Annotated in this window: 16 protein-coding genes and 1 tRNA gene; 13 read left to right on the forward strand and 4 right to left on the reverse strand. The window is 66.3% G+C overall.

Annotated elements, in window-relative coordinates; genetic code table 11:
* Window positions 1-27 precede the first annotated feature (27 nt).
* The 7 genes from dnaA to AzCIB_RS00030 all read left to right on the forward strand — a co-directional run bounded on the left by dnaA (window position 28) and on the right by AzCIB_RS00030 (window position 9,654).
* Window positions 28-1,455 (forward strand): chromosomal replication initiator protein DnaA, encoded by a 1,428-nt coding sequence (gene dnaA / locus AzCIB_RS00005; RefSeq protein WP_050418126.1) that lies wholly within the window; start codon window positions 28-30, stop codon window positions 1,453-1,455.
* Between the two features lie 68 nt (window positions 1,456-1,523).
* Window positions 1,524-2,630, forward strand: coding sequence for a DNA polymerase III subunit beta (gene dnaN / locus AzCIB_RS00010; RefSeq protein ID WP_050414003.1), 1,107 nt, complete (start codon window positions 1,524-1,526; stop codon window positions 2,628-2,630).
* Window positions 2,631-2,714: 84 nt separating this feature from the next.
* On the forward strand, window positions 2,715-5,222 hold the full coding sequence (gene gyrB / locus AzCIB_RS00015; protein WP_050414004.1) for a DNA topoisomerase (ATP-hydrolyzing) subunit B: 2,508 nt from the start codon (window positions 2,715-2,717) through the stop codon (window positions 5,220-5,222).
* 220 nt (window positions 5,223-5,442) lie between these two features.
* Complete coding sequence (locus AzCIB_RS00020) at window positions 5,443-6,318, forward strand: tyrosine-type recombinase/integrase (protein ID WP_050414005.1); 876 nt, start codon at window positions 5,443-5,445, stop codon at window positions 6,316-6,318.
* A gap of 7 nt (window positions 6,319-6,325) precedes the next feature.
* Window positions 6,326-7,492 carry an IS91 family transposase gene (locus AzCIB_RS00025; RefSeq protein WP_050414006.1) on the forward strand — a complete coding sequence of 389 codons (1,167 nt, stop codon included), beginning with the start codon at window positions 6,326-6,328 and terminating at the stop codon, window positions 7,490-7,492.
* A gap of 611 nt (window positions 7,493-8,103) precedes the next feature.
* On the forward strand, window positions 8,104-8,451 hold the full coding sequence (locus AzCIB_RS23995; RefSeq protein WP_157058389.1) for a hypothetical protein: 348 nt from the start codon (window positions 8,104-8,106) through the stop codon (window positions 8,449-8,451).
* Between the two features lie 72 nt (window positions 8,452-8,523).
* Window positions 8,524-9,654 carry an ISAs1 family transposase gene (locus tag AzCIB_RS00030; RefSeq protein WP_083446821.1) on the forward strand — a complete coding sequence of 377 codons (1,131 nt, stop codon included), beginning with the start codon at window positions 8,524-8,526 and terminating at the stop codon, window positions 9,652-9,654.
* A gap of 180 nt (window positions 9,655-9,834) precedes the next feature.
* Here the strand turns inward: AzCIB_RS00030 and pdxR are convergent, their stop codons facing one another.
* On the reverse strand, window positions 9,835-11,304 hold the full coding sequence (gene pdxR, locus AzCIB_RS00035; RefSeq protein WP_050414008.1) for a MocR-like pyridoxine biosynthesis transcription factor PdxR: 1,470 nt from the start codon (window positions 11,302-11,304) through the stop codon (window positions 9,835-9,837).
* Window positions 11,305-11,398: 94 nt separating this feature from the next.
* Between pdxR and AzCIB_RS00040 the strand changes: the two genes are divergently transcribed.
* Both AzCIB_RS00040 and AzCIB_RS00045 read left to right on the forward strand, forming a co-directional pair.
* Window positions 11,399-12,073 carry a pyridoxamine 5'-phosphate oxidase family protein gene (locus tag AzCIB_RS00040; RefSeq protein ID WP_050414009.1) on the forward strand — a complete coding sequence of 225 codons (675 nt, stop codon included), beginning with the start codon at window positions 11,399-11,401 and terminating at the stop codon, window positions 12,071-12,073.
* Between the two features lie 119 nt (window positions 12,074-12,192).
* On the forward strand, window positions 12,193-12,669 hold the full coding sequence (locus tag AzCIB_RS00045) for a hypothetical protein (RefSeq protein ID WP_050414010.1): 477 nt from the start codon (window positions 12,193-12,195) through the stop codon (window positions 12,667-12,669).
* Here the strand turns inward: AzCIB_RS00045 and AzCIB_RS00050 are convergent.
* Entirely contained in the window at window positions 12,666-13,064 is a 399-nt protein-coding gene (locus AzCIB_RS00050; protein ID WP_050414011.1) for a hypothetical protein, read from the reverse strand. The two genes, AzCIB_RS00045 and AzCIB_RS00050, sit on opposite strands and share 4 nt — an antisense overlap.
* Before the next feature lie 202 nt (window positions 13,065-13,266).
* Here AzCIB_RS00050 and AzCIB_RS00055 point away from each other — a divergent pair.
* A tRNA-Leu gene (locus tag AzCIB_RS00055) sits at window positions 13,267-13,351 on the forward strand.
* A 172-nt stretch (window positions 13,352-13,523) separates the two neighbouring features.
* Here AzCIB_RS00055 and ald read toward each other — a convergent pair.
* Entirely contained in the window at window positions 13,524-14,612 is a 1,089-nt protein-coding gene (gene ald / locus AzCIB_RS00060) for an alanine dehydrogenase (RefSeq protein ID WP_050414012.1), read from the reverse strand.
* A gap of 303 nt (window positions 14,613-14,915) precedes the next feature.
* Here ald and AzCIB_RS00065 point away from each other — a divergent pair, with 303 nt between their 5' ends.
* From AzCIB_RS00065 to AzCIB_RS00075, 3 genes are all read left to right on the forward strand, one after another.
* On the forward strand, window positions 14,916-16,073 hold the full coding sequence (locus AzCIB_RS00065) for an HD-GYP domain-containing protein (RefSeq protein ID WP_050414013.1): 1,158 nt from the start codon (window positions 14,916-14,918) through the stop codon (window positions 16,071-16,073).
* Window positions 16,074-16,084: 11 nt separating this feature from the next.
* Window positions 16,085-16,495 carry a bacteriohemerythrin gene (locus AzCIB_RS00070; RefSeq protein WP_050414014.1) on the forward strand — a complete coding sequence of 137 codons (411 nt, stop codon included), beginning with the start codon at window positions 16,085-16,087 and terminating at the stop codon, window positions 16,493-16,495.
* A gap of 138 nt (window positions 16,496-16,633) precedes the next feature.
* Window positions 16,634-18,715, forward strand: coding sequence for a diguanylate cyclase (locus AzCIB_RS00075; protein ID WP_050414015.1), 2,082 nt, complete (start codon window positions 16,634-16,636; stop codon window positions 18,713-18,715).
* A 12-nt stretch (window positions 18,716-18,727) separates the two neighbouring features.
* On the opposite strand, the gene AzCIB_RS00080 is transcribed toward AzCIB_RS00075, so the two are convergent.
* The gene (locus AzCIB_RS00080) at window positions 18,728-19,639 is read right to left on the reverse strand and encodes a LysR family transcriptional regulator (protein WP_050414016.1); all 912 of its coding nucleotides are present in this window, start codon (window positions 19,637-19,639) and stop codon (window positions 18,728-18,730) included.
* Window positions 19,640-19,841 lie beyond the last annotated feature (202 nt).

The raw sequence follows: 19,841 nt of genomic DNA on the forward strand, positions 1-19,841 counted from the left end.
GTGTCACAAGCCCTAACCATCGAGTCCGTGAGTCAAGATTTTTGGTCCTTCTGCCTGTCGCGCCTTGAGAGTGAGCTGCCCCCGCAGCAGTTCAACACATGGATCAAGACGCTGCGTGCCGAGGCCGGCACGAGCGAAGAACCGTCGCTGCGCCTGTTCGCCCCCAACCGTTTCGTCATGCAGTGGGTGCGCGAACGCTACCTCAAGCGCATCGCCGAGCTCGGCGAGGAATTCCACGGCGGCCCGCTGCTGCTCGAACTCGTGATGGCCGAAGCGGGCAGCGCGCGCACGGCCGCGCGCCCCGTCGCCCCCGTCATGCCGGTCGCATCGGAAGGCGCAGCCGCGAACGCCACCCCCGCGCCCATCGCCGCCCCCGCCATCATCACGCGCCCCGAACCCGAGCCCGCGATCACCTCGGCCGACCTCGCCTACGAGAAGACGCGCCTCAACCCGGACTTCACCTTCGACACGCTGGTCACCGGCCGCGCCAACGACCTCGCACGCGCCGCCGCGATGCAGGTCGCGCAGAACCCCGGCACGTCCTACAACCCGCTGTTCGTCTACGGCGGCGTCGGCCTCGGCAAGACCCACCTGGTGCACGCCATCGGCAACGCCGTGTATCGGCGCAACCCGCGTGCGGTGATCCGCTATGTCCACGTCGAGGACTACTACGCCGACGTCGTGCGCGCCTACCAGCAGAAGAGCTTCGACGCGTTCAAGCGCTACTACCGCTCGCTCGACCTGCTGCTGATCGACGACATCCAGTTCTTCAACAACAAGAACCGCACGCAGGAAGAATTCTTCCACGCCTTCAACGCGCTGACCGAGGCACGCAAGCAGATCGTCATCACCTGCGACACCTACCCGAAGGACATCCAGGGCCTCGAAGACCGTCTCATCTCGCGCTTCGACTGGGGCCTCACGGTACAGATCGAGCCGCCCGAGCTCGAGATGCGCGTCGCGATCCTGCAGAAGAAGGCCGAGGCGCTGCGCGTCGATCTGCACGACGACGTCGCCTTCCTGATCGCCAAGAACCTGCGCTCCAACGTGCGCGAGCTCGAAGGCGCGTTGAACAAGGTCGTCGCCTTCGCGCGCTTCCACGGTCGCGGCATCTCGCTGGAAGTCGCCAAGGACGCGCTGAAGGATCTGCTCAACGCGCACAACCGCCAGCTCACCATCGAGCACATCCAGAAGACGGTCGCCGACTACTACAAGATCAAGGTCGCCGACATGCACTCGAAGAAGCGCACGCGCGTCATCGCGCGGCCGCGCCAGGTCGCGATGTGGCTCGCGAAGGACCTCACGCCGATGTCGCTGCCGGCGATCGGCGAGGCCTTCGGCGGACGCGACCACACCACCGTGCTGCACGCCTGCCGCACCATCGCGGACCTGCGCCTCGGAGACCAGCAGCTCAACCACGACGTGCACGTGCTCACGCAGGTGCTGCGCGGATGAGCGCTCCCCGCAGCACCGCTTCCCTGCCCGGACAAACGGAATAATTTCAAACGGAAGATCCTGACGCCATGCTTCTGCTCACCACCACCCGCGATGCGCTCCTCGCCCCGCTGCAGTCGGTCGCCGGCATCGTCGAAAAGCGCCACACCCTGCCGATCCTGTCGAACGTGCTGATCGAGAAGCACGGCGACCAGCTCACCCTGCTCGCCACCGACATCGAGATCCAGATCCGCACGACTACGGGCGGGCACATCGGCGGCGAGGACGCGTCCATCACCGTCGCGGCGAAGAAGCTGCAGGACATCTTGCGCGCGCTGCCCTCCGAGGGCGAGGTGGTGCTCACGCTCGACGACAAGCGCCTCACCGTGAAGGCCGGCCGCAGCCGCTTCGCGCTGCAGACGCTGCCCGCCGCCGACTACCCGCGCATGAACCTGCCCGACGGCGACGCCACGCGCTTCAGCACCAGCCAGAAGAGCTTCAAGCGCCAGCTCGCGCAGGTCGCCTACGCGATGGCGCAGCAGGACATCCGCTACTACCTCAACGGCCTGCTGCTGATCGCCGACGGCAAGGAACTGCGCATGGTCGCGACCGACGGCCACCGCCTCGCGTTCGCCTCCAGCCCGCTCGAGGCCGAAGTGCCGCGCACCGATGTCATCCTGCCGCGCAAGACGGTCATGGAACTCGCGCGCCAGCTCGCCGACAGCGAAGATCCGCTCGAAGTCGTCCTCGCCGGCAACCAGGTGGTGTTCCGCTTCGGCCCGATCGAGCTCGTCTCCAAGCTCATCGACGGCAAGTTCCCCGACTACGAGCGCGTCATCCCGCAGAACCACCAGAAGCTGCTGACCTTCGAGCGCACCCCGCTGCTCGCGACCCTGTCGCGCGTCGCGATCCTGACCAACGACAAGTTCCGCGGCGTGCGCCTCGTGCTCGGCGACGGCACGCTGAAGATCGCCAGCACCAACGCCGAACAGGAAGAAGCCCAGGAAGAGCTGGAAGTCGACTACCACGACGCCCCGCTCGACATCGGCTTCAACGTCACCTACCTGCTCGACGTGCTCACCAATACCCACGAAGACCAGGTCGAGTGGCGCTTCAACGACGGCAACTCCAGCGCGCTGGTGACCCTGCCGGGCAATGACCGCTTCAAGTACGTGGTCATGCCGATGCGCATCTGACGCGAGCCGGCGCCCGCCGCCGCCGCGTTCTGACGCCCCGGGACCTCCCGGGGCGCGTTCTTTGATGATTCATAGAGATTGACGATGTCCGATCCGCAAAACCTGCCTCAGTCCGCCCCTGCCCCCGCCCCGTCCGGCGAGTACGACGAATCCAGCATCCAGCAGCTCGAAGGCCTGGAAGCCGTGAGGAAGCGTCCCGGCATGTACATCGGCGACACCTCCGACGGCACCGGCCTGCACCACATGGTGTTCGAGGTCGTCGACAACTCGATCGACGAGGCGCTGGCCGGCCACTGCGACGACATCGTGATCACGATCCACGCCGACAACTCGATCTCCGTCGCCGACAACGGCCGCGGCATCCCGGTCGGCGTAAAAATGGACGACAAGCACGAACCGAAGCGCTCGGCGGCCGAAATCGTCATGTGCGTGCTGCACGCCGGCGGCAAGTTCAACCAGAACAGCTACAAGGTGTCGGGCGGCCTGCACGGCGTCGGCGTCTCGTGCGTGAACGCGCTGTCGAAGTGGCTGCGCCTGATCGTGCGCCGCGACGGCAAGAAGCACTTCATGGAGTTCCACCGCGGCGTGCCGCAGGACCGCATCATCAACGTCGTCGACGGCATCGAAACCAGCCCGCTGAAAGTCATCGGCGACGCCACCAAGCGCGGCACCGAGGTGCATTACCTCGCCGACGAGGAGATCTTCGGTACCATCGAGTACCACTACGACATCCTCGCCAAGCGCCTGCGCGAGCTGTCCTTCCTCAACAACGGCGTCAAGATCCGTCTCATCGACCAGCGCACCGGCAAGGAAGAGGACTTCGCCTTCGCCGGCGGCGTGAAGGGCTTCGTCGAATACATCAACCGCACCAAGTCCGTCCTGCACCCGACCGTGTTCTACGCGGCCGGCACGACGCGCATCCCCACCGGCCACGGCCACGACGCCGAACTGGGCGTCGAAGTGGCGATGCAGTGGAACGACACCTACGCCGAACAGGTGCTGTGCTACACCAACAACATCCCGCAGGCCGACGGCGGCACCCACCTCACCGGCCTGCGCGCGGCGATGACGCGGGTCATCAACAAGTACATCGAAGAACACGAGATCGCCAAGAAGGCCAAGGTCGACATCACCGGCGACGACATGCGCGAAGGCCTCGCCTGCGTGCTGTCGGTGAAGATGCCCGACCCCAAGTTCGCCAGCCAGACCAAGATGAAGCTGGTGTCCTCGGAAGCGCGCCCCGCCGTCGAGGAAGTCGTCGCCAACAAGCTCACCGACTTCCTGCAGGAAAACCCGATCGACGCCAAGACCATCTGCGCCAAGATCGTCGAAGCCGCGCGCGCCCGCGACGCCGCCCGCAAGGCGCGCGAGATGACGCGCCGCAAGGGCCTGCTCGACGGCGTCGGCCTGCCCGGCAAGCTCGCCGACTGCCAGGAGAAGGACCCCGCGCTGTGCGAGATCTACCTCGTCGAGGGTGACTCCGCCGGCGGCTCCGCCAAGCAGGGCCGCGACCGCAAGTTCCAGGCGATCCTGCCGCTCAAGGGCAAGATCCTCAACGTCGAGAAGGCGCGCTTCGACAAGCTGCTGCAGAGCCAGGAGATCGCCACCATGATCACCGCGCTCGGCACCGGCATCGGCAAGGACGACTACAAGCCCGAGAAGCTGCGCTACCACCGCATCATCATCATGACCGACGCGGACGTCGACGGCGCCCACATCCGCACCCTGCTGCTGACCTTCTTCTACCGCCAGATGCCCGAGCTGGTCGAGCGCGGCCACATCTACATCGCCCAGCCGCCGCTGTACAAGATCAAGCACGGCAAGAACGAGATGTACATCAAGGACGAGGCGGCGCTCAACCAGCACCTGCTGAAGCTCGCCCTCGACGGCGCCGCCCTCGTGCCGCGCGCCGGCGCCGCGCCCATCGTCGAAGAGACCCTGGGCGGCCTCGCGCGCAGCTACCTCCTCGCCGAAGCCGTCATCAACCGCCTGTCCGGCTACATCGACGGCGCCGTGCTGCACGCGATGCTCGCGCACGACATCGAAGTCAGCCTCGCCGACGAAGCCTCCACCACCGCCGCCGCCGACCGCATCCGCCCGCACCTGCCCGACGAAGTGCAGATCCGCGCCGAGTACCACGAGGGCTCGGAAACCTGGCGCATCGCCATCGAACGCATGCTGCACGGCAACCGCAAGCTCGGCTGGCTCGACGAGGAATTCGTCGTCTCCGGCGACTACCGCAGCATCCGCACCGCCGCCGCCGCCATCTCCGACCTGATCGGCGAGGGCGCCGAGATCCGCCGCGGCGAAAAGGCCCAGCCCGTCACCCGCTTCGCCGACGCCATCCGCTGGCTGCTCGCCGAAGTCGAACGCGGCCTCAGCAAGCAGCGCTACAAGGGTCTGGGCGAAATGAACCCCGAGCAGCTGTGGGAAACCACGATGGACCCCGCCGTGCGCCGCCTGCTCCGCGTGCAGATCGACGACGTCATCGCCGCCGACGAGATCTTCACGACGCTGATGGGCGACGACGTGGAGCCGCGCAGGGCGTTCATTGAAGGGAATGCGTTGTATGCGAAGAACATCGACGTGTGATGCGTTCGGGTGGCGCAGGTAATGAAAGAAGCTCCTTTCGGAGCTTTTTTTACGTTCGTCAAGTGCGATCGAAGTCCGGAAGTCGGCCAAGGACTAAACCGCTCGCGCGGTAGGGCGTGCTGAACCGCGTCGAACAGTCAGGACGTCGCGGGTGCGCATCGGCAGTGCTCTGCCATGTTGGAGATGAGGCGATCCGCCTCGTTTTCGACAGGAGCACGTCATGGAAACGACTATCCGCCCCATCAGCCCACTGCGCCAGCGCATGATCGAGGACATGCGGATGCGCAAGCTGGGCGACAGAACCCAGGAAGGGTACGTGCGCGCCGTGCGCTACTTCACGAAGTATCTTGGGCGCGCTCCGGATACCGCGACCGTCGAGGATCTGCGGAACTACCAGCTGTACCTCGTTGATCACGGGACGTCGCCCACGTCGCTCAACGCGGCAATTTCTGGCTTGAAGTTCTTCTTCACCGTCACGCTCGACCGTCCCGAGCTGATGGCCAAGATGCAGCCGGTGCATCTGCCGCGCACGTTGCCGGTGATCCTGAGCCCGGACGAGGTGAAGCGCCTGATCGCTGCGGCGGGCAACCTGAAACACCAAACCGCCCTGGCTCTGGCCTATGCCACGGGCCTACGCATCAGCGAAGTGGTGTCCCTGAAGGTGAGCGACATCGACAGCCAGCGCATGACCCTGCGGGTTGAACAAGGCAAGGGCCAGAAGGATCGTTATGCGATGCTGTCGCCGTTGCTGCTGGAACGGCTGCGCGTGTGGTGGCGGGTGGCCCGCGCGCAGGGCAAGATGCTCGATGGCGGCTGGCTGTTCCCGGGTCAGGATCCGGTCCGGCACCTCAGCGCCCGGCAACTCGACCGTGCCATCCACGCCGCTGCCGACGAAGCCGGCATCGGGAAGCGGGTATCGATGCACTCGCTGCGCCATGCCTTTGCCACGCACCTGCTGGAGCAGAAGGTCGACATCCGCCTGATCCAGGTCCTGCTCGGGCACAAGAAGCTCGAAACAACCGCCCTGTACGCCCAGGTCGCCACCGACATCCTGCGCGAGGTCGTCAGCCCGTTGGAGAAGCTGAACTCCCCGTAGCGCCGCCATGGGGCGGCCTGCCCTGGAGGTCGCCGACATCTTCCGCACCCATGGCCCCGCGTGGCGAGCACAGCAGTCGGGCCACCTGAGCCTCGGTCAGCTCAAGGTCATGTCGGCCATCGAACAGTGCCGTACCGCGGCGCTGGGCGGACACGCATTGCGTTGCAATGGCTGCGGGCATGAGGAGATCAGCTACAACTCCTGCCGCAACCGGCACTGCCCGAAGTGCCAGGCGCGTGCCGCCCAGCGCTGGCTCGAGGCCCGACAAGCCGATCTGCTGCCGGTCGAGTATTACCACGTCGTCTTCACGCTGCCCGAACCGATCAGCGCCATCGCCTACACCAACAAGGCGGTGCTCTACCGGCTGCTGTTCGACATGGCGGCGGAAACGCTGACGACCATCGCCGCCGATCCGAAACACCTCGGCGCCCAGATCGGCGCCACTCTGGTCCTGCACACCTGGGGTTCGGCATTGACGCATCATCCCCACGTGCATGGCATCGTCCCCGGCGGTGGAATTTCTGCAGACGGGAAGCGCTGGGTCGCTTGCCGGCGCGGGTTCTTCCTGCCGGTGCGCGTGCTGTCGCGCTTGTTCCGTCGGCGCTTCATCGAGGAACTCGAGAAGCGGTATCGCGCCGGCCAGCTGCAATTCTTCGGCGAGCACGCGCCCCTGGCCGATGCCGGCGCGTTCGGCCGGTGGTTGGTGCCGCTGCGCAGGTGCGAGTGGGTGGTGTATGCCAAGCGTCCGTTCGCCGGTCCCGAGGCCGTATTGGCCTACCTCTCCCGCTACACCCACCGGGTGGCCATCTCGAACCGGCGATTGGTGGCGATGAATGACAGTGACGTGTCCTTCCGCTGGAAGGACTACCGGGCCAAGGGGCGTACCCGCCACAAGACGATGACGCTCGCCGCCGACGAGTTCATGCGGCGCTTCCTGCTGCATGTGTTGCCAACGGGCTTCCACCGCATCCGTCACTACGGACTGCTGGCCAATGCCGGGCGACAGCAGAATCTCGCCACGGCGCGTGCCTTGCTCGATGTGCCTCGACCCGAACCGGTCGACAACGAAAGCGCCGTCACGCCACCGCCGACCTTCGTCTGTCGCTGCTGCGGCAGCGCCATGCTGGTCGTCGAGATCATGATGCGTCGACAACCGATTCGCGCTCCGCCATGATCCACAGCTTGCAGCTCTTTCGTCGCACGACAGCACCGGCGCCCGAGTTCCCGGCGCCGGGAGCGGCCGGCTGTTGCTCGATGCCGTATCGCCCGCATTCGCCGCTTCTGGCACGCGCGATCGTGGCGCCAATGACCGCCGTCGGTGCCGATCTGTGCCTTGCCGACGCTTCAATGCATCAATCATCGGTCATCTTTGGAACACCGGCTGGCCTCAAATCCCCATAGGCCGCGCCCTACCCGAACCGCGCACCAGCATTCCGCGGTTTCGTCCCTGGAGGTTTATTCAACGTCTGCCCGCCGGCGCTCTCGCGTCATACAGCCTCGTCACGTGAAGGGCAGACGTCAAACAAACCTAAACCAATGCTGACGGCCGGCCTGCGCCAATTGAGCGGCAGCAACGATGCGGAAAGCTGCCGCACGGCGTTGCGCGCCGTCAAACAACAGTCTCACGTTCATCGAAGGGTCGTACCGACCCATTGCGGCCGGTGGCGGGACTTACCATGACATCTCGGAAGCGGTCGTTCAGACTCGAAGTCTTTGGTGATGGCCTGAGAAGGCGAGCACACGTTGTAATGGATTACCCTAGCGTTTTTGTTCAGGGGATTTGCAATGGTCGATGCACAGATGAGCTGGGAGGATCTGACCGACAAAGGCCGCCAATCGGCCAACTGCCCTGCACCGATGCCCCCTGAACCCGCCGTGATCGCGGCATCCATCGATTCCCACCGTGCATCCCCCGAGGTTGGTATCAAGCGCCACTCTCGCAACAAACAGGTCGAGTTGGCCTCTAGCCTTCTGGAGCGGCGTGCCATCTATCTGGATCTTAAGTTCTGGATCGGACTGAGAGACGCGGATGCAGCCGGCAGCACGCCTCATCCATATGGTGATCTGCTGACATCACTTCGGCAGCAGGGCAATCGCAGCGACTTTGCATATGAGAATGCAAAAGGTTGTTAACTTTCACGACCTTACCGAGCCCCTGTTCACAGCGTCATAATTTGTGTAGTTTCCTACCTTTTTGGGCCGCCCATGAAGGCAGGAAACATCATGCCGCTGACGCAGGTGTTCGTCTCGATTTCCGATCCGCGCAGCGCGCGCCACAAGCGCCACGATCTTGCCGAACTGCTCACGGTGGCGGTTTGCGCGGTGCTGTCGGGCGTGGACGACTTCGTCGACATCGAATTGTGGGCCGAGGCCAAGATCGACTGGCTGCGGGGCTTCATGAAGCTTGAGCATGGCATCCCGTCCCATGACACGATCGGTCGCGTGTTCGGCATGATCACGCCCGATGAGTTCGAATCTGCATTCCGGCGCTGGGTTGGCATGGTGGTGCCCGCGTTGGCCGAGGACACGGTCGTGGCAATCGATGGCAAGACCAGCCGACGAACCGCCAGCAAGACCAAGACGCAGGCGAGTCCGCTGCACTTGGTCAGCGCATTCGTGGCCGGTATGGGTGTTGTGTTGGGCCAGACGGCGACCGCCGAGAAATCCAACGAGATCACGGCGATCCCGGAATTGCTCGCCAAGTTGGCGCTCGAGGGCTGCGTGGTGACGATCGACGCGATGGGCACGCAGACGAAGATCGCGCGCACGATCCGCGAGCGTGGCGCCCATTACGTGCTGTGCGTGAAGGACAACCATCCGAAGCTGCTCGACTCGATCATGTTTGCCGGTATCGGTCCGAACGGACCGCTGACACCGAGTTCGACGCACGAGACCAAGAATCCAGGCCACGGTCGTAGCGAAGTCAGGCGATGCTGGGCCTTTGATGCAACCGAGCGGCTCTACAAGGCCGAGGACTGGCAGGACATCGCCAGCTTTGCCGTGGTCGAGCGCGTGCGCACGGTGGGCAATCGCACCAGCACCGAGCGCGCCTACTACATCAGCAGCCTGCCCGCCGACGCCGAGCGCATCGCTCGGGCCGTACGCAGTCACTGGGAGGTGGAGAATCGCCTTCACTGGTGTCTGGATGTGCAGTTCAATGAGGATCAGTCACGGGTGCGCAGCGGTTATGCCGCCAACAACCTGGCCATCGTCCGCCACATCGTGATGAACCTGCTGCGGCTCAATACGACCCGCAAGGCGAGCATCAAATCGAAGCGCATGCTGGCTGCCACCGTCGATGAATTTCGCGCCGAGTTGCTCGGGGTTATGACATGAAGGTGCGATTGCCCTGCCTGCGTATCTAACCTTCATTCGTCGAGTTGGACGTCCTTCACATTAAACGTTAATACCCCAAAGGGCACTAACCATCCGTAGATACAGATATATTGAAGGACAGCAAGGCAACGCGGAGCTGCCGTACCCATCAGAAGATTTAAGGACTGCTTAGTCCGACCCTCAGACATTCATATCCTGAGACTGCACCGCCACCACCAATCGTCTCACGCTCTCCGAAACCATCCCTTCCTCCAGATTCCCGTACCCCAGCACCAGCCCGTTGCACGTCATCGGCGCTCTGGCATAGCTTTGCAGCGCCCGCACCCCCAGCCCTAACTCGGCGGCACGCTTCGCCACCTCCATATCGCGGATCTCGGGCGGCAACCACAACACCAGATGCAGCCCGGCGTCGCCGCCCGACAGTTCGACGCGTGGCCCGAACGCTTCTCGCAGTGCCGCGCGCAGTGCGGCCTGCCGGGCGGCGTAGCGGGCGCGCATGCGGCGCAGGTGGGCGGTGTAGTGGCCGCGCCGGATGAAGTCGGCGAGCGCGCGCTGTTCGATGCCCTGCCCGGCGCGCGTGGCCTGCGCGGTCGCGCGGGCGAAGTCGGCGGCGATGACTTGCGGCACGACGACGTAGCCGAGGCGCAAGCCGGGATAGAGCGTCTTGCTGAAGGTGCCGGCATAGACGACCGGGGCGTCCGCCTGCAGGCCGAACAGCGCGGGCGGCGCGGGGCCGGCGCGACGGAATTCGCTGTCGTAGTCGTCCTCGATGATCCAGGCGCCGGACTGGCGTGCGCGCTCGATCAGGGCGAGGCGTCGCCGCAGGGACATGACGCGGCCGGTCGGGTACTGGTGCGAAGGCGTGATCATGATGAGTCGCGGCGGGTGATGGCGCCAGTCGTCCTCGGCGGGGGACATCCCCTCGGCGTCGACAGGCACGTCATGCACCTGAAGCCCGGCGAGGCCAAAGGCGACGCGGGCGGCGAGGTAGCCGGGGTTTTCGGCCCACACCGTGTCGCCGTGGTCGCCGAGCAGGCGTGCGCAGAGGTCCAGTGCCGCCTGCGTTCCGCTGGTGATGACGATTTGTGCCGCATCCACCGGCAGGCCGCGCACGCTGGTGAGGTGGCCGGCCAGCGCCTCGCGCAGTGCGGGGTCGCCGCCATGCTCCGCATAGCCCAGCTGGCGCCAGCCTGCGTCGTGCCAAGCGCGTTCGAGGCAGGCGCGCCAGCTGCGGAAGGGGAAGGCGCCGAAGTCCGGCACCCCGGGAGAGAACGGCAGCGCCGCAGCCTCGCGCGCGGGTCCGGGCTGCAGCGCGGCCGCGGCGCGGACGGAGAGTCGTTGGGGCGCGGTGGGCGCATCCGCCGTGGCCGATCGCATGGCCGGCCGCGTGGGGAGCGCCGCCACGCGCGTGCCTTGGCGGTCTGCGACGAGGCAGCCTTCGGCGACGAGTTGCTCGTACGCGAACAGCACGGTGTTGCGGGCGATCTTCAGCGAAGCGGCCAGCCCGCGGCTTGCGGGCAGGCGTGTGCCGGAAGCGAGACGGCCGGACAGGATGGCGTCGCGCAGGCGGTGGTAGAGCATTTGCTGACGCGACAAAGAGTGTGGAAACGTCTGCGGCAATGGCGGGGCGAGCAGCCAGTCGAGCTCCATCGTGGCTCCATGATTCGTCGATTCTGTGGCACTAGGAAAGGTACCACCAGCGCCGTAGGCTTGCGTCGTCCTTCCCTTCCTGAGCACCGCCACCATGCCCGCATCCGCTGCCCCTTCCTCCCGCACCCGCGTCCGCCGCATGCCCGAGCGCGCGCACTATGACAGCGACGCGATCGCCGCCATCGTCGACGCGACGATGATCTGCAGCGTGGCCTTCCAGATCGACGGCGCGGTGCATGCCATCCCGACCCTCCATTGGCGCGAAGGCGAGCACCTGTATATCCACGGCGCCAAGGCGTCGCGCATGCTCAAGGCGCTTACGCAGGGCGAGGCCTGCGTCACCATTGCGCTCGCAGACGGGCTGGTGCTGGCACGCTCGGCCATGCACCACTCACTGAACTACCGCTCCGCGGTGATCTACGGCCGGTTCGAAGCGGTGACCGCCCCTGACGAGAAGCGGCGCAGCCTGCGGGCCTTCATCGACGGCCTTTACCCCGGACGCTGGGACACGCTGCGCCCGATCAGCGACAAGGAGTTGAACGCCACCAGCCTGCTGCGGATTCCGCTGACCGAGGCTTCGGCCAAGGTACGCGACGGGGGAGTGAAGGATGACGAGGCGGACCTGGGCTGGCCGGTGTGGGCGGGCGTGATTCCGCTGCACACGGGGCCCGGTACGCCGCGGATGGAAGGCGACAGTACCGAGCGCACTGTGCCACCAACACGTTTCGGCTGCCCCGGCGACAATAGTTCCGGGACTGACGCGGTCTGAAGTGGATGCAGCGAACGGGACGTCGGACGGGGCGTTTCCCATTTGCAGCACCCGGCCGTCCCCTGTGGTGAAATTCGTGTTTGATTGCCGCTTGATCGTTTCAGCAGAAGGGTACTGTGATGCGTGCCGTATGGATCTCCGGACTGACCGCGCTGGCGCTACTCGCCGGTTTTCTCTGGTATCTCGCGCCGCTGGACCCCGGCGCTCTGGCGCTTCAGTTCGCGTTCACGCCCAGGGCGTTCGGGCAGATCGTCCACTTCTGGTCGCCGGCCGATCTCGCGCGTTACCGCAGCCATCTGTTGGTCGACGTCGCGTTGCTGCTCGCATACGGACTGTTCGGCTATCTGTACGCGACGCGGGCGGACGTGTTCGCTGCCCGTGCGCCAGCGTTCCGGCGCGTTCTCGCGTGGCTGCTGCCGGTCGCGGCATGCCTCGACGCGCTGGAGAATGCGCTGCACTGGTGGCTCACGGAGGTGCCGCGCTTCGGGGTCGCGCCGCTGTACGCGCTGTCGGGTGGCGCGTCGTCGCTGAAGTGGCTGCTGATCCTGGGATTCGGACTGCTGAGCGTGTATGCGCTGTATCGCGCGGACGACTAGCCGCGCCCGAACTGCACGCGGCAGTCGCTGCGCCCGCCGCACATCACCGCGTCCGCGAGCTGCTCGACCGCCTCCATGTTGTGCGCGTAGTTGTGCAGGGGGATGCGCACGGTGCGGCTGGCGAGCTGTGCGGGATCCTGGCTGATCACATGCACGAGGGCCGGCAGCGGCCGGCGGATACGCTCGCTCGTCGGCACCAGCCACGGTACCGCCGATTCGGCGGTCGCTTCGTCGATCGGTGAGGGCGCGGTCAGCAGGCGGCACAGGACGGATGCCGACCCGTCGTACCAGCATGCCCACACCGTTTCGATGCCGGTTGCGGCGGCCCCGCCGGACGCAGCGATGCCGCTCGCAAGCGCGCAAAGACCAGCAAGATACGCCTTCGGCTTTTCCATATCATGCCAATCCAATATCTGGAGGGCATTCTAGCTATCACCATGGCACGGATCGCGGTAATCCCTCACGGGCGGCCGGGGCTTTGCGCCCCGCGATGCGTCATGTGCTAATGATTGACGCGCCCCCGGCATCCCGGGCTATAATCCGCGCCCTTCCGCAGTCATTGCAGTCCGCCACGAGCGGCCGCAGGAACGCGATGAAGCCTTGGTGGTGAAATTGGTAGACACGCTATCTTGAGGGGGTAGTGTCGAAAGACGTGCGAGTTCGAGTCTCGCCCAAGGCACCATTCAGAAGTCCGAAGCAGTCCGATCTAGGCCAGCAATCCCGTGCAGCACGAGGATTCTGGCCTTTTTCACGTCTACAACTGCGCACCTCGCGCGCGGGCATCGGACGCTTCCGGGGGCATCCGCGGGGGCACGCGGCGCTCCGCCGCCGCCCGATGCCCCCACCCCTCACACTCACGCCGCCGCGAAGGCCTCGGCGACCGCCGGGCAGACGATGCGCCCGGCGTCGATGTTCACCCCTGCGGCGAGATGCGGATCCTCTGCGGTCGCGAGCTGCCAGCCCTTGTCGGCGAGGGCGAGCACGAAGGGGAGGGTGGCGCTGTTGAGGGCGAAGGTGGAGGTGCGCGCGACCGCGCCGGGCATGTTGGCGACGCAGTAGTGCACGATGCCGTCGACGATGTAGGTCGGGTCGGCGTGGGTGGTGGGGTGGCTGCTCTCGAAGCAGCCGCCCTGGTCGATCGAGACGTCGACCAGCACGGAACCGGGCTGCATGCGCGCCAGCCACTCGCGCGGCACGAGGCGGGGCGTGCGCGCGCCGGGCAACAGCGCGGCGCCGATGGTGAGGTCGGCCTTCAGCACCAGCGACTCGATCGCGCCGCCGGTGGCGTGGCGGGTGCGGATGCGTCCGGCGAAGAGTTCGTCGAGACGGCGCAGACGGTCCATCGAGGGGTCGGCGACGGTGACGTCGGCACCCAGCCCGACGGCCATGCGCGCGGCGTTGTAGCCGACCACGCCGCCGCCGAGGATCACGACGCGCGCGGGCGCGACGCCGGGGACGCCGCCAAGCAGCACGCCGGAGCCGCCGTGCGGCTTCTCGAGGCAGCTCGCGCCGGCCTGGATCGACATGCGTCCGGCGACCTCGCTCATCGGCGCGAGCAGCGGCAGGCCGCCCGCGGGGCTGGTGACGGTCTCGTAGGCGATCGCGGTTGTTCCGGATGCGAGCAGCAGGCGCGTCTGTTGCGGGTCGGCGGCAAGGTGCAGGTAGGTGAACAGCACCTGGCCGGGCCGCAGCAGCGCGCATTCCTGCGGCTGCGGTTCCTTGACCTTGACGACGAGTTCGGCGCGGGAATAGATCTCTTCCGCGCTATCGACGACTTCTGCGCCTTCGGCCCGGTACTGCTCGTCGGCCAGGCCGATCGCCGCACCGGCGCCGCTCTGCACCACGACGCTATGACCGTGGGCGAGCAGTTCGCGCACGCTGTGCGGCGTCGCGCCGACCCGGTACTCGTGCGTCTTGATTTCCTTCGGGATGCCGATTTGCATGATCGAGGGTCCGTTGGAACGCAGGCGGCCCGCCTGCGGGGTCCGCGCCGGAGCGATGCGTGGCGGCCGCGGGAACTGTCGATGATGAACGCGTTGGCGCCCACCTGTCATGCCGCAGTACAACATTCGTGCGAATGTCCGGCCGCGGTATCTGTGGCACTATTACCAAGGTGCTAGACGTCCTGGCGCTGCGGCGCGCCACTGCGCGATTTGCGGTTTTTCTTTTCATTCCTCCGGATAGCCTGCTAGCCTGTCGGCATCGCAGGAACGATCCGACCGACCACACCCTGTCACTCGACGAAAATGACACCTCGGCAAGGTTTCGAACGCGTCTCACCCAACGACATCCGCCTCGGCGAGCCGCTGCCCTACGCGGTGTACGACGGGTCCGGGATGCTGTTGCTACAAGCCGGTTTCGTGATCAATACCGCGAAGCAGCGCGACGTACTGATCGCCAACGGCTGCTTCATCAGCAACGATGCGCGGCACCCCAAGCCCGCGCATGCTGCGCTGCCGGTGGCGTCGGTGAGCGAGGAGCACAGCTCCTTCGAGATGTTCGACCTGCTCAAGCTGCGCCTCAAGCGCACCTTCGACCTGTACAGGCAAGGCAGCCTGGGTAACGAATTCGTGCCGCGCATCGAAGGCATCGCGCTGACGATCCAGGAGGCGTGCACGCACGACACCGACTCGGCGCTGGCCAACCTGCATCTCGACTACGACAGCTCCTACGCGGTGATCCACCACCTGCAGGCGGCGATGTTGTGCGAGCTGATCGGCAAGAAGCTGGGCGTGCCGGACGAATCGCGCCTGCCGCTGATCAAGGCCGGCCTCACGCACGACATCGGGCTGCTCGACATCCAGGACGTGCTCGACCAGCAGCTCGAGCCGCTGACCCCCTTGCAGCGCGAACGCATCAACCGCCATCCGATCGACAGCGAATCCATCCTCACGGGCCTCGGCGTGCGCGAGAAGACCTGGCTCGACCCGGTGCGCCACCATCACGAACGGCTCGACGGCACGGGCTACCCCGACGGCAGCTCGGGCGACGCGATCAGCCTGCCGACGCGGGTGCTGGCGATCGCCGACATCTACAGCGCGATGGTGCGCGACCGCCCTTACCGCAAGGCGATGGTGTCGACCGAGGCGATGCGCAAGCTGATGCTGGAGCAGGGCTCGGCCACCGACGGCCGCCTGATCGGCATGATGATCAAGGAGATCGGTGTGTTCCCGCCGGGTGCGACCGTGCGCCTCGCCAGCGGGGAGATCGCGGTCGTGAAGAAGCGCACGACGAACACCGCCTGTCCGCTGGTATTTTCCTTCGTCCGCGCCGACGGCATGCCGATGCTCACCCCGGCGCAGCGCGACACCGCGCATGAGGACTGCCGCATCGAGGGCATGGTGCCGTTTTCCAGCCACCGCGGCTCGGTCGTGGTGCTGCGCGGCCTGTGGAACCGCCACTGAGGACGAACCCGATGAACCGCTTCGAATGGAAGCCTGAATACTCCGTAGACGACGCCGAGATCGACCGCCAGCATGCGGAACTGATCGCGATCATCGACGAACTCGCGGGCCAGTTGCACGGCGAGGGTCCGTCGGACGGGGCACGCAGCGTCTTCGACCACCTCGCGCATTACGTGACGACGCATTTCGCGTACGAGGAAGAACGCATCACCCGCGCCGGCTACCCCGACGACAAGGTCGCCGAGCACCAGGCCGAGCACAACGCGATCCTGCGCCAGCTGCAGGAGTTCGAGCGCGTCTTCGAAAGCGGCGACGCCGCGGCGCTGCAGGAGATGATGCCCTTCCTCTACGGCGAATGGCTGATCCATCACATCTGCGGCACCGACAAGGAATACGTGCCCTACCTCACGGCCGCACGCTGAAGCAGCGGCGGGGCACGCTCGCGCGAGCGCCCAAACCGGGCAGTCCTACGACACCGGCAAACGCCCCGTTCATGACAAGCTGATCGGGAGCGGACTAGAATGGGCTGCTAACCCGTCCCTTGCGCGGTTCCTATCGCCATGCTCCGCATCCCTGACCGCTTCTACTGGGTGCTTCCACTCGGGGCATGGACGGTGCTGATCCTGCTATCCATCGGCCTGACGCTGTACCAGAGCCAGAACGCCGCGTTCGCGACAGCACGCCAGCAGGGGCGCGACATCTTCCACATGATCGAGGCGATGCGCCTGTGGAATTCCCGGGCCGGCGGCGTGTTCGTGCGCCAGAGCGCGACGACGCCGCCGAACAAATATCTCGAACTGCCCGAACGCGACCCCGTCACGACTTCAGGCATCCCCCTCACGACCGTCAATCCGGCCTACATGACGCGCCAGATGGCCGGCGTCATCGAGAGCGAGAGCGGGATCCTCATCCACATCACCAGCCTGCGCCCGATCAATCCGGGCAACGTCGCCGACCCGTGGGAGGTGCAGGCGCTGCAAGCCTTCGAGAAGGGCAGCGAGAAGGAACGCAGCGAAATCCTCCACACCAGCAGGGAACCGCTGATCCGCTATATGGCGCCGCTCTTCGTGCGCAAGGAATGCCTGGAGTGCCACCAGCAGCAGCACTACAAGATCGGTGACGTGCGCGGCGGCATCAGCGTGTCGATCCCTGCGACGGACTTCGTCGCGCGGCTCGACGCGTCGCGGCGCCAGCTCGTGATCACGCACGCCGGCGTGTGGGCGCTGGTCGCGCTGATGCTGACAATCTACCTACGCCAGTATCGCGTGCAGTGGTCCAGCCTCAAGACGCTCACCGCGACGCTCGAAGACCGCGTGCGCGAGCGCACCGCCAAGCTGGAGGAGGAAACCGCCGCGCACCGCGCCAGCGAGCTGGAGGCGCGGCAGCACCACCAGCGCTTCCTCGACCTCGTGAACACCACCGACGGCATCGTGTGGGAAGCCGATGCCCGGACCTTCGTGTTCGCCTTCGTCAGCCGCAAGGCCGAGAGCCTGCTCGGCTACCCGGTCGAGGACTGGCAGACGCCCGGCTTCTGGGTCGCGCACCTGCACCCCGAGGACCGCGAGTGGGCGCCGCAATACTGCGCCTCGTGCACCGGCCGGCTCGAGCCACACCGCTTCGAATACCGCTTCATGGCGAAAGACGGGCGTGTCGTGTGGCTGGAGGACATCGTCACGGTGGTGGCCGAGAACGGCGCGCCGAAGCTGTTGCGCGGCCTGATGGTCGATATCACCGCGCGCCGCGAGGCCGAACTCGAAGTCCGCCACCTCACGCAACGTCTGACGCTGGCGACGCGCGCGGCGCACATCGGCATCTGGGAATACGAACCGCGCAGCGGCAAGGTCGTGTGGGACAGCACGATGCACGAACTCTTCGGCCTGAGCCCCGACGAGTTCCGCGGACACTTCGACGACGTGCTGGCGCTGGTACTGCCCGATGACGTCCCGCACCTCACCAAGCTGGTCGACGAGGCCCTGCGCACCGGCAGCGATTTCGTCACGACCTTCCGCATCCTGCGCCACGGCACCGAGGTCCGCCACATCGACGCCCAGGCCGTGCTGGTACCCGGCAACGGCCACCAGCCGGTGCGCATGATCGGCGTCAATCGCGACGTCACCGAGCGCAAGCGCAACGAGCAGGAGCTGCTGCGCCTGGCGACCACCGACGTGCTCACCGGCTGCTACAACCGCGGTTATCTGCAGCGCATGCTGGAACTGGAGATCGACCGCGCGCGGCGCCACGGCGACGCGCTGTCGCTGCTGATGTATGACCTCGACCGCTTCAAGAGCATCAACGACACCTGGGGCCACGGCGTCGGCGACGACGTGCTGGCGCATGGCGCGGCGGTCGTGCGCGACACGATCCGCCGCACCGACACGCTGGCGCGCTGGGGCGGCGAGGAGTTCATGGTGCTGTGCCCGCACACCTCGACCGCGGAAGCGAAGGTGCTCGGCGAGCGCGTGCAGCAGGCGCTGCGCGAGCATCCGACGCCGCCCGCGGGCGTCGTCACGGCGAGCATCGGCGTCGTCACGCTGCGCCCCGAGGACGACACCGACACCCTGCTCAAGCGCGCCGACGACCTGATGTATCGCGCCAAGCAGTCGGGCCGCGACCGCGTCTGCTGCGACGCGGACGAGGCCTGAATACCGCCGCGCTCACTCCAGCCCGGTGGCGATCCGGTACGCGGCCGCCGCCTCCACCAGCCAGTCGCGGAAGGCCGCCAGCGAAGCCGTCTCCGCCTTGCGTTCGGGGATGATCAGGTAATAGGCCTTGGCGCTGAGATAGACGTGGTTGCAGGGAATCACCAGGCGACCGCTGTCGAGTTCCTCGCGGATCAGGAAGGGCGGGATCAGCGCGATCCCCATGTCCTGCATCGCCGCCTGCGCCAGCATCGAGAACAGCTCGTAGCGCGTGCCGGTCATGTCGTGCGCGACCTGCAGCCCCAGCGATCCGAACCAATCGCGCCAGCCATACGGCCGCGTCGACTGCTGCAGCAATGGAAACGTCGCGATCTCCTCCGGCGCGAGCGCGGTGCGTCCCTGCAGCATGCGCGGACTGCACACCGGGGTGGCGTTCTCGCGCATCAGGAAATGCGCCTCGGTGCCGGGCCAGCCGGCGTCGCCGAAGTACAGCGCGGCATCGAACTCGGTGTCGGCGAACAGGAAGGGGCGCGTGCGGTTGTTCATGTTGACGGTGACGTCGGGATGCCGCGCGAGGAACTCGCCGAGCCGCGGCAGCAGCCAGCGGGTCGCAAAGGTTGGCATCACCGCGAGCTCGATCGTCGCGCCGCGGCCGTGGTGGGCCATCACCGACAGCGTGTCGCGCTCCATCGCGTCGAGGCGCGCACTGATCTGGCGGCTGTAGGACAGGCCCGCCTCGGTGAGCGTGACGCCGCGCTTGGTGCGGCGGAACAGGCGCAGCCCGAGAAAGTCCTCGAGCGAGGCGATCTGGCGGCAGATCGCGCTCTGCGTGAGCGCGAGCTCCTCGGCCGCGCGCGTGAAGCTCTCGTGCCGCGCGGCGCGCTCGAAGGCGAGCAGGGCGGCGGTGCTGGGGATCTTGCGGCGCATCGATGCCTCCATAAAGTGCGCAACGCGCATGACAGGGAGAAGCGTAGGGCGGAAAAGCCGAAGGCGCCTTCCGCCGAATGAGCGCCGGTGCAGTCTCGACGGCTGCATGGCGGAAGGCGCAGCGCTTTTCCGCCCTACGAGTCCTACGAGTCTGCACGTCTCTCGAAGTGCGTTTTACGCACAAGCTACCACGAAATTTTCG

It is taken from the genome of Azoarcus sp. CIB (assembly GCF_001190925.1).
Taxonomy (GTDB): Bacteria; Pseudomonadota; Gammaproteobacteria; order Burkholderiales; family Rhodocyclaceae; genus Aromatoleum.